The following is a 14,213-nucleotide window of genomic DNA, read 5'->3' as shown; positions in this document are numbered from 1 at the left end:
CAGCACCCCCAAGGGCGTGGGTGCCGAAGCCGACACGCTGACGAGCGGCGCTGGCACCTCGATCGTCGCGAGAGGCGGGCAGGGGGCGGGCGCCGAGTCCCATCCCAGCATCGCCGCGGTCCTTGCCCTGGCCAGCATCGGTGTCCTAGCCATCTGGTGGGTCTGCTGGTCGCACCGCCGTCGAGCCTCCGCGGCCGCGGTAGCGGCGGTGAGGGGCAGCCACGCAGCCCATGGCACCGTGCTCACCGAACACTTCCCCCACACCCTGGACCCTTCGCCTGGCCACGCGTCCCGTACCCCGGGCACGGCCCAGGCGACACAACCGGCGCGGCACGCCGAAGAGTCCCAGAGCGGTGCCGCGCTCCCGCACACCACCACCGGTCAGACGGCCACCGCCTCAGCGCCCACCGCCTCGGAGGGGACAACGGCGTCCGTCCCAGCCGGAGGCGGCACTTCCACCGTTGCCGACACACCGTTCGACGTGCCCGCCACACGGCCTGAATCCGGCCACGGCGACTCCATGGCCGGCGGACAGGCCACCACCTCCCCGGGCCGGGAGCAGCGGGAGACCGCGCTCTGGCGGATGCGTACCACCGTGCGGGACGCGCCCGGCAGTCTCGCCGCGATCTGCACGGTGCTCGCCGGGCTCGGGGTGGACATCCTCACACTCCAGACGCACCCCCTCACCGAGGGCACCGTGGATGAGTTCCTCCTGCGAGCGCCCCTTCCCGTGGAGGCACACCATCTGACCAGGGAGATCACCACCGCGGGTGGCAGCAACACCTGGATCGAGCGGGCCGATGCCCATGATCTGGTGGACACTCCCACCCGGGTGCTGGCCCTCGCCACCCGTACCGCCCTGGACTCCGCGGAACTCCCCCTCACCATCCGAAGGCTGCTGGGCCGTTGCACCATCAGATCCCGACCGGCGGTCTCCCCCAGCGGTCAGCGCCGCAGCGATCTGCCGCCCGTCGAAGGGGTACTGGACGGCACGGTGATGCGGCTTCGGGACGCGAGTGGGGGTTCCATCACCGTGGAGCGGCCCTATCTGCCCTTCACCCCGACCGAGTTCGCCCGGGTACGAGCACTCGTGGAGTTGGATGCCGCCCTCGGTACCCGAATACCCCGTGGACAGGATGTGCTGACCCTCGTCGAGGGTGCGGAAATCACCCTCCGCCGAGCGGGCCCCGCCGATCTCGGAGCGGCGAAAGCCCTGCATGAACGGTGCTCCGCTCGGGCCCTGCGGCAGCGCTACCACGGGCCGATCGGTGATGCCCATCGCTACCTCGGCCATCTGCTCGACCCGCGTTTCGGCCAGAGCCTCGCGGCCCGGAATCGGTCCGGACAGATGGTCGCCCTCGGCCATCTCCTCTGGGACGGGGACGAGACCGAGGTCGCCCTGCTCGTCGAAGACGACTGGCAGGGCCAGGGCCTCGGCGCCCAGCTGCTACGACGGCTGGTCGCTCTCGCCCGGGAAACCGGTTGCCGCAGTGTGTACGCGGTGACCCAGTCGTCCAACACCGGCATGGTCGCGGCGATGCGGGGCCTCGGTCTCCCCCTCGACTACCAGATGGAGCAGGGCACCGTGGTGATCACCGCACGGCTGGAGCCGACGGCTGCCGTACTCCACTGCTCCGGTGGTTCACCGAGCGAGGGGTCTGCGCACTGAGCGCCTGGTGGAGATCGCCCCAGAGGTCATCGACGTCCTCAAGCCCCACCGACAGGCGCAGCAGCCGATCACTGACACCCGCCGAGTGCCGGTCGCTCTCCGCCACGATGCGATGGCTGATGGAGGCCGGATGCTGGATCAGGGTGTCGACACTGCCCAGGCTGACCGCCGGGGTGATCAGTCGTACCGCGGCGATGACTTCGCGCGGATCGCCCTGGACCTCGAAGGAGACCATGGCCCCTCCGACGCGCGGATAGTGGACCCGGGTCACCTGGGGATGCGCGCGAAGGCGGCTCGCGAGTTCGGCGGCGGACGCGGAGGCCGCCTTGACGCGTACCGGCAGGGTGGAGAGCCCCCGTAGGAGCAGATAGCCCGCCATCGGATGCAGAACGCCTCCGGTGGCGAAGCGGACCTGCCGCAACTGGCCGGCGAACTCGTCGTCGCAGGCCACCACCCCGCCCATCACATCGCCATGACCACCCAGGTACTTGGTCGCACTGTGCAGCACGATCCGCGCCCCCGACTCCAGTGGCCGTTGGAGCACCGGTGTGGCGAAGGTGTTGTCGACGAGCAGCGGTACCGAGCCGCAGGCGTGCCGCACCGCCGCCAGATCGACTTCGGCGAGGGTGGGGTTGGCCGGGGTCTCCACCATCACCAGACCGGTGTCGGGGCGTATCGCCGCCGCGATCCCCGCAGGGTCGGTCCAGGTGACCTCGGTACCCAGCAGCCCCGCCGCGAGGAGATGGTCACTGCACCCGTAGAGCGGGCGTACGGCGATCACATGGCGCAGTCCTTGACTGGCCCGGACCAGCAGAACCGCGGTGAGTGCGGCCATTCCACTGGCGAAGGCGACGGCGTCCTGCGCGCCTTCGAGCCGAGCGAGCGCGGTCTCGAAGCGTGCCGTGGTCGGGTTGTCGAGCCTGGCGTAGACGGGCGGGCCATCCAGCCGTGCACCGGTGGCGGCGAAGGCGTCGATGCGTTCGGCTTCCTGGGCCGCGTCGTACGACGGGTAGGTGGTGGACAGATCCAGCGGCGGGGCGTGCAGACCGAGCCGCGCGAGATCGTCGCGTCCGGCATGGACCGCTTCGGTGGCCAGCGCCCGGGTTGCAGGGGCGGCAGAGGCTGAATTCTCCATGGCCGAAGGGTGAACAATTACCCGGCGGTGGCGGGATGATCCCGTGTTACGTTCGGCCAATGGCCGAAACTGTCGCTCTTGACCCGGTGGATCTCCACATACTCCGCCTCCTCCAGAACGATGCACGGACCACCTACCGCGATCTGGCCGCGGAGGTGGGCATCGCTGCGTCCACATGTCTGGACCGGGTGGCAAGGCTGCGTCGTTCGGGCGTGATCCTCGGCCACCGCCTCGCCCTTGACCCTGCCCGCCTCGGCCGGGGTCTCCAGGCGCTGCTTTCCGTGCAGGTGCGCCCGCACAGCAGGGAACTGATCGGGCCGTTCGTGGAACGCATCCGGGCGCTGCCCGAGTCCAGGGCCCTCTTCCATCTCACCGGCCCCGAGGACTATCTGGTGCATGTGGCGGTGGCAGACACCGCGGATCTCCAGCGGCTGGTGGTGGACGAGTTCACTTCCCGGCGCGAGGTGGCCAGGGTGGAGACCCGGTTGATCTTTCAGCAGTGGGAGTGCGGGCCACTGCTGCCGCCCTCACCTCAGGTGCGGCTGACGAGCGACCACTGATCTCGCGAGGGCGCGTACTCGCCCCCGGCTCGTCGCCAACTCGCTGTCAGCTCGCCACACGATCGCGACCGCCCGCGCGCGCCGACAGAGCCATACCGAAGAGTGGCAACTACCGCCAAATGACGCTACGGAGAGTGATGACGGCGATCATCGGCCCTATGGTGCGGCTACGGCGGCCAGCCGGTCGCCGCTCCAGCTCGGATCGACCCCGTCCGCCTCGCTCCAACGGCCCTGCCGACCCGTCCGGCGTAGCCGAGGGAGCAGGCGAGGACCCGCCCGCGCACACGGTGACCGACCACCACAGACCACCGAGAACCACAACAGTTCCCCCTCCGGCGGCGACTGGTCGCCGACTGGTTGACGACCCCGCCGACACCGCCCGCTGACCGACCGGTAAGCATGTTCGCTGTGACCGCTGACCTGCCGGTGGGCCTGTTACCAGTGACCGCTGACCGACCGCTGGCTGGTCAGCGGTGGAGAAATGGCCGGTCAGCGACAGTTCCTCGCCCCGACGATGGTGACGCGGACCCCCCGCTCGTATGAGGATGTGTGCATGTCAGTAATCCCCAGCAGCCCGCTGCCCCGTCAGGTCGCCGACGCGTATGTCGACGCCCTCATCGAACTGGACCCGACCGTGGGTACCTATCTGGGAGTCAGAGAGAGCTCGGCACTCCTCCCCGACTACTCACCCGAGGGTCAGCGGGGATTCGCCGAACTCGCTCGGCAGACCCTCGCCAAGCTCGACGACGCCGAGAAGCTTCCGGGTGCCGAGAGCGACGCGGAAAGGCGCTGTGGCCGGCTGTTGCGAGAGCGCTTGACGGCCGAACTGGGTGTGCTCGACAGCGATGAAGGACTGCGCACAGTGAGCAATCTGCGCTCCCCCGTGCACGAGGTGCGGGAGGTCTTCACCGTGACTCCGGCCAAGACGCCGGAGGACTGGGCCGCTATCGCCGAGCGGCTGCGCGCCGTTCCGCGGGCCCTGGAGGGCTACCGGGCGTCCCTGGAGTTGGGCCTTGAGCGCAAGCTTCCGGCCGGTCCCCGGGCGACCCGGACCAGTGTGGAGCAGATGACCGAGTGGATCGGTGAGGACCGCAGTTGGTTCGAGGACTTCGCCGCCGACGGCCCGACCGCCCTGCGCGAGGACCTCGACTGTGCCGCCCGCACCGCCACGGACGCCCTGATCGCCCTACGCGACTGGGTCCGCGATGTGTACGCCCCCGCCATCGTCGACGCGCCCGACACGGTGGGGCGCGAGCGCTACGCCCGCTGGTCACGCTACTTCAACGGAACCGATCTCGACCTCGATGAGGCATACGCCTACGGCTGGTCGGAGTACCACCGGCTGCTCGCCGAGATGAAGATCGAGGCCGAGAAGATCCTCCCCGGCGCGGGCCCCTGGGAGGCACTCGCCCATCTCGATGAGCACGGCAAGCACATCGAGGGGGTGGAGGAGGTGCGGAGTTGGCTCCAGGGGTTGATGGACGAGGCGATCGACGCCCTGGACGGCACCCACTTCGAACTCGCCGAGAAGGTGCGCCGGGTGGAGTCCCGGATCGCGCCCGCGGGGAGCGCGGCAGCTCCGTACTACACGGGACCTTCGGAGGACTTCTCCCGGCCCGGCCAGACCTGGCTGCCGACCATGGGCGCCACCCGGTTCGCGGTGTACGACCTCGTCACCACCTGGTACCACGAGGGCGTGCCGGGCCATCACCTCCAGCTGGCGCAGTGGACCCATGTCGCGGACCAGCTCTCCCGCTACCAGGCCACCGTCGGCGGAGTCAGCGCCAACATCGAGGGTTGGGCGCTCTACGCGGAGCGGCTCATGGACGAGCTCGGCTTCCTGCCCGACCCCGAGCGCCGCCTCGGCTATCTGGACGCCCAGATGATGCGGGCCTGCCGGGTGATCGTCGACATCGGTATGCATCTGGAACTGGAGATCCCCAAGGACTCTCCCTTCCGTCCGGGCGAACGCTGGACCCCGGAGCTGGCACAGGAGTTCTTCGGCAACCACAGCGGGCGCCCCGCGGACTTCGTGGAGAGCGAGCTCACCCGCTATCTGTCGGTCCCGGCCCAGGCGATCGGCTACAAGCTCGGCGAACGTGCCTGGCTACTCGGGCGGGAGAACGCGCGCAAGGCGCACGGCGACGCCTTCGACGCGAAGGCCTGGCACATGGCAGCGCTGTCACAGGGGTCACTCGGCCTCGATGACCTGGTCGACGAACTGTCCAAGCTGTAGGACGGGACGGTCCGGGACCCGGCTCACCCAAGGGCCTGGGTCCCGGCCACCGTTCGATCCCTCGAAACCCCGGCATCCCGGCGTCCCGGCGTCAGCGTCGGAAACCGCCTTCCGAGTCAACCACCTGGCCGGTGATCCACTCCGCCTCATCCGTGGCCAGCCAGGCGATCAACCGGGCGGGATCGTCGGGCATCCCCCAACGCCCGGCCGGAAAGCGTTCCGCCACCCGCTGGTAGTCCTCCCCGGTCAGATAGTCCGTATCCACCGGGCCCGGATTGACGGTGTTCACCGTCACCGCCAGGTCGGCCAGTCCCGACGCCAGTGAACGGGTGGCCGATGCCAACGCCCCCTTGGCGAGGCCATAGGCAATCTCCTGCGGCATCCCACCGGCGATGTCCTGACCCGATGTCATCATCACCACCCGTCCACCAGGGGCCGGCTCGGCCATCGCGGCGCGTTGACGGGCGTACGCCTGGATCAGCAGCAGCACCGAGCGGGTGTCCACCGCCCAATGGGCATCGAGCACGGCCGCGTCGATCTCGTCCAAGGTGCCGTCCAAACCGCTCAGGGCGTGATTGGCGACGAGGATGTCGATCCTGCCCCCGAGCGCCTCGGCCGCCGCGCCCATCAGCGCGGCCGGAACAGCGCTGTCGGCGAGATCGCCAGGGCCATGGCACACCCGGGCCGCAGGGTCCCCCAGCGCCTCCCTGACTCCGGCCGCCACCGCTTCGGGCCCCGCCGGGTCGGCGCCCCAGGGCTGAGCCGCGTCATGGGGGACATGGTGGTGGAGATAGACGCTGGCGCCGTACGCGGCGAGTCGGCGGGCCACCGCATAGCCGATGCCACCGCGTCTGCTCGCGCCGGTGACCAGGGCGGTACGGCCGCGCAGCGGCAAGGGGTCGCGGCGCAGGGCGGCCGGTGCCGGATCGGGGTAGAGGGGCATGGCAGCCGATCCTGACCGACCGTACCGACCTCTGTCAGTTGGATTTACGGCGGGCTACGACGGCATCGATCCCGAGGTCGGCTGGTCCCAGGAGGCTTCGGCCGCTCGGTCAGCCGCCCAGCGGAGCCGTCAACAGTCGAACGCCCGAGCCGTCCCGTTGTTTGACCACTTCGAGTTGGGTGGGGATACGTCGGCGGAGGTCGGCGACATGGCTGACGATTCCCACGCTGCGGTCCTGCTCACGCAGGGAGTCCAGGACATCGAGCACCTCGTCGAGGGTCTGTTCGTCGAGGCTGCCGAAGCCCTCGTCGATGAACAGCGTGTCAAGCCGTACGCCACCGGCCTCCTCGGTCACCACGTCGGCGAGGCCAAGGGCGAGCGCGAGACTGGCGAAGAAGGTCTCACCACCGGAGAGGGTCGCCGTATCGCGCTCGCTGCCCGTCCAGGAGTCGACGACATGAAGTCCGAGCCCCGCCCTTCTGCCGCCGGATCTGGCGTCGGAGTGAACCAGCGTGTACCGACCCGATGACATGCGCTGGAGCCGGGCGGACGCCGCTGCCGCCACCTGTTCGAGACGGGCCGCCAGGACATAGGACTCCAAACGCATCTTGCGTTCGTTGTCGGCGGAGGTGCCCGCGGTGAGACCCGCGAGCCGGGCCACCCGGTCGTACTCGGCGCGCACTGGCCCGAGCCGCGCCACCTCGGTGGCCGCCTCCCGTGACAGCCGGGAGAGTTCAGCACATCGTTCCCGGGCCGCGGCAAGGCGGGATACGGCGTCGCGCAGGACCCGTTCGGCGGCTTGCTGAGCGGCCTCGGCCGCCTCTGGGTCCGCAGCGGGACGCTGAGCCGCGGCGTATGTCTGGGGGTCGGCAAGCTGGTCGGCGACTGCCGCGGCCTCGGTTGACCAGGTGTCGACGCGCTGCTGGAGAGCGCGCTGCCCGGCCTCCGTGAGGAGGGCGTCGGCGGCCTCCCCCGGGGTGCTGAACCCGGCTTGGAAGGCAGCCTCGGCGAGCCGGCCGTCGGCGTCCTTGAGTCGCTGGGCCGTGGTGTCACAGGTGCGAGCGGCCTCGGCCGCCTCGGCGAGCTGCTCCACTCGGCGCTCCAGCTGAACGGCCAGTTCAGCGACGCCTCCCTCACCGTCACAAACCCGCTCAAGCTCCGCTGACAGCGCTCTCTGCTCTTCGTCCAGCGCGTCCCGCCGGGACGTCCGGGCAGCGGTTCGCCGCTCTACCTGCTGGCGCACGGCAAGGCGCTCCTGGTGCTCGCGCTCGGCGTGGTCCAGTGCCTCCTGCGCGGCATGCAGACCGGAGGCGAGGTCGTGGGCCTGCTCTCGTTCGCGCTCCAGTCGGGAGACCAGTGACATCAGTTCCGCGACACTGGGACCGCAGCCCGCCGCGTCACCGCTGGCCGGGTCCGCCTCCAGCGCCAGGTCACCCGAAGCACCTTCTGGGTCCAGGAAGCTCGCGCCCGATACGGAACCCGCCCCCGTACCCCCGGCGGATTCCGGCCCGCCGCTGAGGGTGTGGGGAACGGCGCGGGCTTGCTGTCTCGCTCGCGCCAAGGACTCGTCCAGCACCGCCCCCTCGCGTTCCGCCGCGGCCTTCGCCGCTTCCGCACGGCTGTACGCCTCGTAGGCCGCGTCCTCCGCGGCCGGCTCGACCCGGTCGCCGTCCAGGGGCGCCGGGTGGGGGTGTTCGGCGGAGCCGCAGACCGTGCAGGGAGCACCCGGGGTCAGATTCGCCGCCAGCTCCGAGGCGATGCCCCGCAGTCGACGCTCCTTGAGATCAAGCCAGTTCTCCTTCGCCGCCGCCGAGTGGTCCCGCGCCCCGAGCAACCGCTGCGCGGCTTCCTCCCTGCGGACGGTCAGCCGATCGCGTTCCTGGGCAGCGCCCAGTCTGGTGCGGGCCGGGCCGAGCCGCGCGGCGAGATGTCCGGAACGGGTCGCCGCCTCCTGAGCCCTGGTGATGCGCTCGCGACAGCCGTGGCGCAGCGTGTCCCAGCCGTCGAGCCACCCCAGCGCCTCGGCGAGGATGTCGTCATCGTCCCGGGAGCGCCGGTCGAGCTCCGCCCGCTCTTCGTCGATCGCCGCGCAGCGCGTTTCCGCCCGGCGGGCGGCGTCCAGTCCACCGAGGTCCTGGCGGAGCCTGCGCTCCAGGGCGGACAGTTGCTCAGCACCGGCATCGGCCATGTCCGATGGCAGTCGGCCCCGGGTGCTCTCCCGGGTCCTGCTCGCACTCTGGTGCTCATGTTCGGCGTCATCGCGCAGTCGCAGCGCGGGCCGCACCCGCTCGGCCTTCGCCGCCCGCTCCCAGCGCGCTTGAGCTTGTTCATGCTCGGCTCGGTGCAGTGACAGCGCCTCGTGCCGGCGTTGCGCGTTCTCGTACCGCTGCTGGAGGTGGTGGAGTTCTCGTTCGCCGTCGAGCAGGGAGCGTGCGGTGGTCCCTCGGCTCTCGGCCGCCAGCAATTGGTGCTCGGCGATATCCGCTCGTTCCCCGGCCGCTGAGCGGGCGATGGCCGCCCAGGTCAGTACGGATTCGCCGAGTCCCGGATCGCCCGGCTGCTGGCTGGGTACGGGCCAGTCAGCGCCCGCCGCACCGGCTGCCTGCTCCATCCGGTGGGCGACGGCGAGGAGTTGCTCATCACCGGCCCGTACCCGGGCCTCGGCGGCGCGCCGGCGTTCGGCGAGCCGTTCTTCGACCGCGGCGAAGCGGCGGGTGTCGAAGAGCCGGCCGAGGAGTCTGCCGCGGGCCTCGGCGTCGGCGCGGAGGAAGCGCGCGAAATCGCCCTGCGGCAGCAGGACCACCTGGCAGAACTGGTCGCGGTTCATGCCGACGAGCTGGGTGATCTCCTCACCGATCTCCTGATGGGAACGGCTGAGCGCCTGCCACTGCCCCGTCGCCTCGTCGTACTCGCGCAGCCAGCTTTGGGCGCGCTCGGGGGTGAGGCCCTTGCCGTTCTTCTTGGGTCGGAGCTGGGCAGGGCGGCGAGAGATCTCCAGCCTCCGCCCTCCCACGCTCAGTTCCAGCACCACCTCGGTGAAGACGCCGGCCGCCGCGTGGTCGCTCCGCAGCGAGGTGCCGGGGCTCTGCCGGGCGCCGGGCACGGTTCCGTACAGCGCAAAGCACACGGCGTCGAGCACCGAGGTCTTGCCTGATCCGGTGGCACCGTGGAGAAGGAAGATCCCCCCTGCGGTCAGGGCGTCAAAGTCGATCTCCTGTTCACCCGAGAACGGGCCGAAGGCGGTGATGGTCAGCCGGTGGAGCCTCATCCGGTCCCCCGTCCGATGCCGTGGGAAGCCTGGCGGCCGCTTCGTACTGCTCCGGTCGTGCGCTGGGACACCACGCGTACGTCTCCGCTCTCCTGTGCCGCGGTTGCTACCCGCACCTCGTCAAAGGCCTCGCGCAGCACGGCGCGCTCCTGGTCGTCCGGCTCCTCGCCACCGCGCACATGTGCCACGAAGTCCTCGGCGACCTGCTGGTCGGCGCGGCCCCGCAGTCGTTGCGCGTAGGACGGGATCGCCGGGCCCCCAGCGGGCCGCTCAGGCTCGAAGACCAGGCTGAGCGTGTGCGGAAACCGGGTGGTCAGACGGGCCATCGGATCGACCGGACGGGCTGCGTCGGTCAGGGTCGCCTCGACGAAGGACCCGGTGTGGCGGTCGAGTGACTCATCGGTGAGTAGTCCATCGAGTGTGCCGCGGAGCCGGGCGAGCGGACGGGGGGTGGGGGTGTTGACGCGTTCGGCGTGGATATCACCGTGCGCGTCGAGGTCGACGAGCCACATGGTCTTGCGGTGGGTGGACTCGGAGAAGGAGTAGGCGAGCGGGGAGCCGCTGTAGCGCACTCGGTCGGTGATGGTCTGGCAGCCGTGCAGATGACCGAGGGCCGCGTAGTCGATGCCGTGGAAGACCCCGGCGGGCACGGCTGCGACCCCGCCGACGGTGATGTCGCGTTCGCTGTCGCTCTCCTGGCCGCCGGCGACGAAGGCGTGGGCGAGGACGATGGAGCGGGTTCCGGCGGGGCGGGTCGCGAGATCGGCCCGCACCCGGCCCATGGCCGCGGCGATCACGGCTTCGTGATGGGCCTTAGCGGTCTTGAACTCGTCCTTCACCAGTGCCGGTTCAAGATACGGCAGTCCGTAGCACGCGATCTCCCCATGGGCGTCGCTGAGCAGGACGGGGGTCGCGCAGCCGGTCGGATCGGTACGGAGGTGGATTCCGGCGCGGTCGATCAGCCCCGCGCCGACCCCGAGGCGGCGGGCGGAGTCATGGTTGCCGGAGATCATCACCGTGGGTACCTGGGCCGCGGCGAGCCGGTGCAGGGCGTCGTCGAAGAGTTCCACCGCGCTCAGTGGCGGCACGGCGCGATCGTAGATATCGCCCGCGACGAGGACGGCGTCCACCTCACGCTCATGGACGGTGGTGATCAGATGGTCGAGAAACGCGCTCTGGGCCGTCAGCATGGGCACTCGGTGGAGCGATCGCCCCAGATGCCAGTCCGAGGTGTGCAGAAATCTCACGTGACGACTCCGAACCGCATGTCTCCCTTTCCCCCGGCCCATCGGGTGCCTTTGGCGTGGCACCTTGACGGCCGCTCCCCGTCCGCCCCTGCCTGATGGCGGCGCCCCCACGTTATCCCCGGTCGGTGCGGCGTCTGGCAAGGACCTCGAGATTTCCCCCCGGGACCTACGAGATGGGCCTATGAGCACCCACCACCCACCCCATGGGATATAAGGGGCAAGTTGTACGGTGTGGAGCGTGTCACCTGCGCTGGGCACTCCTAGCGGATGCCAGGCCAGGGGCCCGCCTGGGGCTGCTCCGTCCGAGGTCGGCATGATGCCCGACAGGGATGCGAGCCGCATCAACCGATCGGTTGACCGTGCCGTCCCCCGTTGTCTTCGCCAAGCCCAGCCGGTACGGGCAGGGGAGGGCGCCACTGCCGGCGCAGGATGGAAACAGAGCAGGACGAGCGGCGTCCCGGGCCGGGAACGCCCTGGCTGACGGGAACCAGCCGCCGCTCCCGGTTCACCACCCCTTGTCCGATCCCTCACCTTCGTTTGGAGACACCATGAACGCTCGTCAGACCGGCGTCCGACTGCTGGAAGCCGCCCGAAGCGGCGATGCCGACGAGGTGCGGGCCGCGCTTGACGCGGGCGCCGATGTCGAGACGCGTGACGGGGATGGGCGCTCCCCCCTGCTGCTGGCCTCGCTCGGTGACCATGTCGCGGTAGCGCACACGCTGGTCGCCGCGGGTGCGGACCCCGATGCCCAGGACAGTCGCCGGGACAGCGCCTGGCTGGTCACGGGTGTGACCGGCAGTGTGGAGATGATGCGCGCCCTACTGCCCGCGGGGCCGGATATGACCGTGCGCAATCGATTCGGAGGCGTCTCACTGATCCCGGCCAGTGAGCGCGGCCATGTGGCCTATGTGCGAGCGGTGCTCAGCGAGACCGATATCGCTGTCGACCACATCAACGACCTGGGGTGGACCGCCTTGCTGGAGGCGGTGATTCTCGGCGATGGCGGAGTACGCCATCAGCAGGTCGTGGAGTTGCTGATGGCAGCGGGCGCAGACGTGGGCATCGGAGACTCGGACGGGGTCACCGCGCTCCAGCACGCGGACCGCCGCGGTTTCCGGGAGATCGCCACCCTGCTGAAGTCGGATCGATGAAGCGTCGGAAGCTTCCCCTCACGGCCCTGCTGCTCACAGCCGCGCTGGTGGGTTGCTCACCGGACACCAGCGGCGAGCAGCCCACCGAACCGGCCCGGGCGACCACCACCGCGCCCACCGACGCGTCCCCAGGAAGCACCACTCCCGCGGGCACCCTGCTGGTCACCGACTTCGGCGCGGACACCGTCACCTTCCTCCACCCCGAACGCGGGCCCTTCGCCTCCGTGCCCGTGGGCACCGCACCGTACGGGCTGGCCGTCGACGCCTCGGGTCGGGCTTGGATCGCCACCGCGGAAGGGGTCGCCGTCGTCGATACGCGCACTCGGCAAAGGGTCGATCGGATCCCCTATCGCACCGATACCGGGCCGGTCACGGATGGTGAGTACCGTGGCGGCGGAATGGGGATCGCGCTCTCCCCCGACGGCACACGGGTCTACGTCGGGGTGAATGTGCCGGACGGTCCGGGTGTGTTGGAGGTGATCGACACCGCCGAACGCGAGGTGATCGACACCGTCCCCGTCGGCCGGCGCCCCTTCGACGTCGATGTGTCGCGCGATGGGCGGGAGGTGTACGCCACCAATCACGACTCCTTCGATGTGACCGCGGTACGGGCCGACACCCTGGACGCTCGCCGCTTCGAGGTCGCCCCCTACGGCACGGAGGGCGGCCTTGGTTCATGGCTCAAGCCGCACTACGCGGTGGTCGCGGCGGATGGGAGGCTGCTGTTGCCGTTCGAGGGCGAGAAGCTGGCCGTGCTCGATCCGCGTACCGGACGGGTGTCGGTGGCGAAGATGACCGCCAACACCCATCAGCACGGAGCCACCCTCACCTCGGACGGCACGCTGCTGGTCGTCGGCACGGGGCCCATCGGTTCCGGCGACAAGAAGGCGTCGCTCACCATCCGTGCCCGGGACGGCAAGGAGCGAGTGGTCGCTCTCGACGGCCCTCATGAGGATGTCACCGCCTCAGCGGACGGGCGCACCGCGTATGTGACGGGCGGGTTCACCCGGGACGGCTACTGGAACGGGATCACCATCGTCGACCTTGACGACGGCACGAGCCGCAAGCTGCCCGGTGGGGAACGCCCCTTGGGAATCGCGGTCCTGACCGGCAGCTGACCGGGCGGCCCCGCGGGTCCGGTCGACGCTCCGGCAACGGCAGATCCCGAGGGGCGATCCCCCAGCCGATCGGCGCGGGGCTCGATCGGTGGATCGGGCAACAGCGATCGGGCCAGCGCGAAGTCGTCACCAGGCACCAAGCGCCCAGCCAGTGGTGAAAGGCCAGTCGTCGGGGGCCGGTGCTCAGAGGTCCGTGCTCAGTGCTCAGGGGGCCCATATGCCTCGCCGCCCAGTTCACACCGCGCGGTCCCGGCCGTGGCGTCCGCCAGCCAGGCGCGGAAGCCCGCAGTCTCGGCTTCCGGCAGCCCGATCTCCAGGGTGACCTGTTCGGCGTAGCGCACCTCGCGCACCGCCCGTCCGGTGGCCCGGAGATCGTTCTCCAACCTGCCCGCACGCTGATGGTCCACCGTGACCGTGACCAGCCGGTAGCGCCGTCGAACGATGGTGCCGAGGTCGTCGAGTGCCTCGCCGACCACTCCGCCGTAGGCACGAATCAGCCCACCAGCGCCGAGCTTCACACCCCCGTAGTACCGCGTGACCACGGCCACGGCAAAGCGAACATCGCGCCGCAACAACATCTGGAGCATCGGCACCCCGGCCGTACCGCCCGGCTCGCCGTCGTCGCTCGCCTTCTGCACGGAGGCATCGGCACCGATCACATAGGCGAAGCAGTTGTGTGTGGCGGTGGGGTGCTGGCGACGGATCCGGGCGATGAACGCCTGTGCTTCCTCCTCGGTCGCGGCGGGTGCGAGCCCGCAGATAAAGCGCGACCTGTTGATCTCTGACTCGTACACGCCCTCGCGGGCGACCGTCCGGTACTGCTCCTGCATCGACCCAGCCTATGCGGCATGGGGAGGGGAATGCTCCGGCCGGGGTGTCCGTTGTC

10 protein-coding genes are annotated in these 14,213 nt (G+C 70.2%); 5 read left to right on the top strand and 5 right to left on the bottom strand.

Going from position 1 to position 14,213, the window contains the following annotated elements:
- The first annotated feature begins 208 nt into the window (after positions 1–208).
- Entirely contained in the window at positions 209–1,669 is a 1,461-nt protein-coding gene (locus tag NBG84_RS25690) for a GNAT family N-acetyltransferase (protein WP_425608701.1), read from the top strand.
- Here NBG84_RS25690 and NBG84_RS25685 read toward each other — a convergent pair.
- Positions 1,593–2,804, bottom strand: a complete 1,212-nt coding sequence (locus NBG84_RS25685) for a trans-sulfuration enzyme family protein (RefSeq protein WP_250921972.1) — start codon at positions 2,802–2,804, stop codon at positions 1,593–1,595. The two genes, NBG84_RS25690 and NBG84_RS25685, sit on opposite strands and share 77 nt — an antisense overlap.
- 59 nt (positions 2,805–2,863) lie before the next feature.
- On the opposite strand from NBG84_RS25685, the gene NBG84_RS25680 reads away from it, so the two are divergent.
- The gene (locus NBG84_RS25680) at positions 2,864–3,364 is read left to right on the top strand and encodes an Lrp/AsnC family transcriptional regulator (protein ID WP_250921971.1); all 501 of its coding nucleotides are present in this window, start codon (positions 2,864–2,866) and stop codon (positions 3,362–3,364) included.
- A gap of 553 nt (positions 3,365–3,917) precedes the next feature.
- On the top strand, positions 3,918–5,600 hold the full coding sequence (locus NBG84_RS25675) for a DUF885 domain-containing protein (RefSeq protein ID WP_250921970.1): 1,683 nt from the start codon (positions 3,918–3,920) through the stop codon (positions 5,598–5,600).
- Positions 5,601–5,691: 91 nt separating this feature from the next.
- Here NBG84_RS25675 and NBG84_RS25670 read toward each other — a convergent pair whose 3' ends face one another.
- From NBG84_RS25670 to NBG84_RS25660, 3 genes are all read right to left on the bottom strand, one after another.
- Positions 5,692–6,543, bottom strand: a complete 852-nt coding sequence (locus NBG84_RS25670) for an SDR family oxidoreductase (protein ID WP_250921969.1) — start codon at positions 6,541–6,543, stop codon at positions 5,692–5,694.
- A gap of 109 nt (positions 6,544–6,652) precedes the next feature.
- Complete coding sequence (locus NBG84_RS25665; protein ID WP_250921968.1) at positions 6,653–9,811, bottom strand: AAA family ATPase; 3,159 nt, start codon at positions 9,809–9,811, stop codon at positions 6,653–6,655.
- A complete protein-coding gene (locus NBG84_RS25660; RefSeq protein ID WP_250921967.1) occupies positions 9,808–11,058 on the bottom strand; it encodes an exonuclease SbcCD subunit D in 1,251 nt (416 codons plus the stop codon). Before NBG84_RS25660 ends, NBG84_RS25665 begins: the two co-directional genes overlap by 4 nt.
- 548 nt (positions 11,059–11,606) lie before the next feature.
- Here NBG84_RS25660 and NBG84_RS25655 point away from each other — a divergent pair.
- The gene (locus NBG84_RS25655) at positions 11,607–12,209 is read left to right on the top strand and encodes an ankyrin repeat domain-containing protein (protein ID WP_250921966.1); all 603 of its coding nucleotides are present in this window, start codon (positions 11,607–11,609) and stop codon (positions 12,207–12,209) included.
- Positions 12,206–13,327, top strand: coding sequence for a YncE family protein (locus NBG84_RS25650; protein ID WP_250921965.1), 1,122 nt, complete (start codon positions 12,206–12,208; stop codon positions 13,325–13,327). Before NBG84_RS25655 ends, NBG84_RS25650 begins: the two co-directional genes overlap by 4 nt.
- Before the next feature lie 197 nt (positions 13,328–13,524).
- On the opposite strand, the gene NBG84_RS25645 is transcribed toward NBG84_RS25650, so the two are convergent.
- The gene (locus NBG84_RS25645; protein ID WP_250921964.1) at positions 13,525–14,157 is read right to left on the bottom strand and encodes a YigZ family protein; all 633 of its coding nucleotides are present in this window, start codon (positions 14,155–14,157) and stop codon (positions 13,525–13,527) included.
- Between the last annotated feature and the right edge of the window lie 56 nt (positions 14,158–14,213).

It is taken from the genome of Streptomyces albipurpureus, from assembly GCF_023701525.1.
In the GTDB taxonomy this organism is placed as follows: domain Bacteria; phylum Actinomycetota; class Actinomycetes; order Streptomycetales; family Streptomycetaceae; genus Streptomyces; species Streptomyces albipurpureus.
This window is presented reverse-complemented; position numbering and strand designations above follow the sequence as displayed.

Coding starts and splice junctions, on each gene's coding strand:
- NBG84_RS25685 (WP_250921972.1), bottom strand. CDS start 2,804: ATGGAGAATTCAGCCTCTGCCGCCCCTGCAACCCGGGCGCTGGCCACC.
- NBG84_RS25680 (WP_250921971.1), top strand. CDS start 2,864: ATGGCCGAAACTGTCGCTCTTGACCCGGTGGATCTCCACATACTCCGC.
- NBG84_RS25675 (WP_250921970.1), top strand. CDS start 3,918: ATGTCAGTAATCCCCAGCAGCCCGCTGCCCCGTCAGGTCGCCGACGCG.
- NBG84_RS25670 (WP_250921969.1), bottom strand. CDS start 6,543: ATGCCCCTCTACCCCGATCCGGCACCGGCCGCCCTGCGCCGCGACCCC.
- NBG84_RS25665 (WP_250921968.1), bottom strand. CDS start 9,811: ATGAGGCTCCACCGGCTGACCATCACCGCCTTCGGCCCGTTCTCGGGT.
- NBG84_RS25655 (WP_250921966.1), top strand. CDS start 11,607: ATGAACGCTCGTCAGACCGGCGTCCGACTGCTGGAAGCCGCCCGAAGC.
- NBG84_RS25650 (WP_250921965.1), top strand. CDS start 12,206: ATGAAGCGTCGGAAGCTTCCCCTCACGGCCCTGCTGCTCACAGCCGCG.
- NBG84_RS25645 (WP_250921964.1), bottom strand. CDS start 14,157: ATGCAGGAGCAGTACCGGACGGTCGCCCGCGAGGGCGTGTACGAGTCA.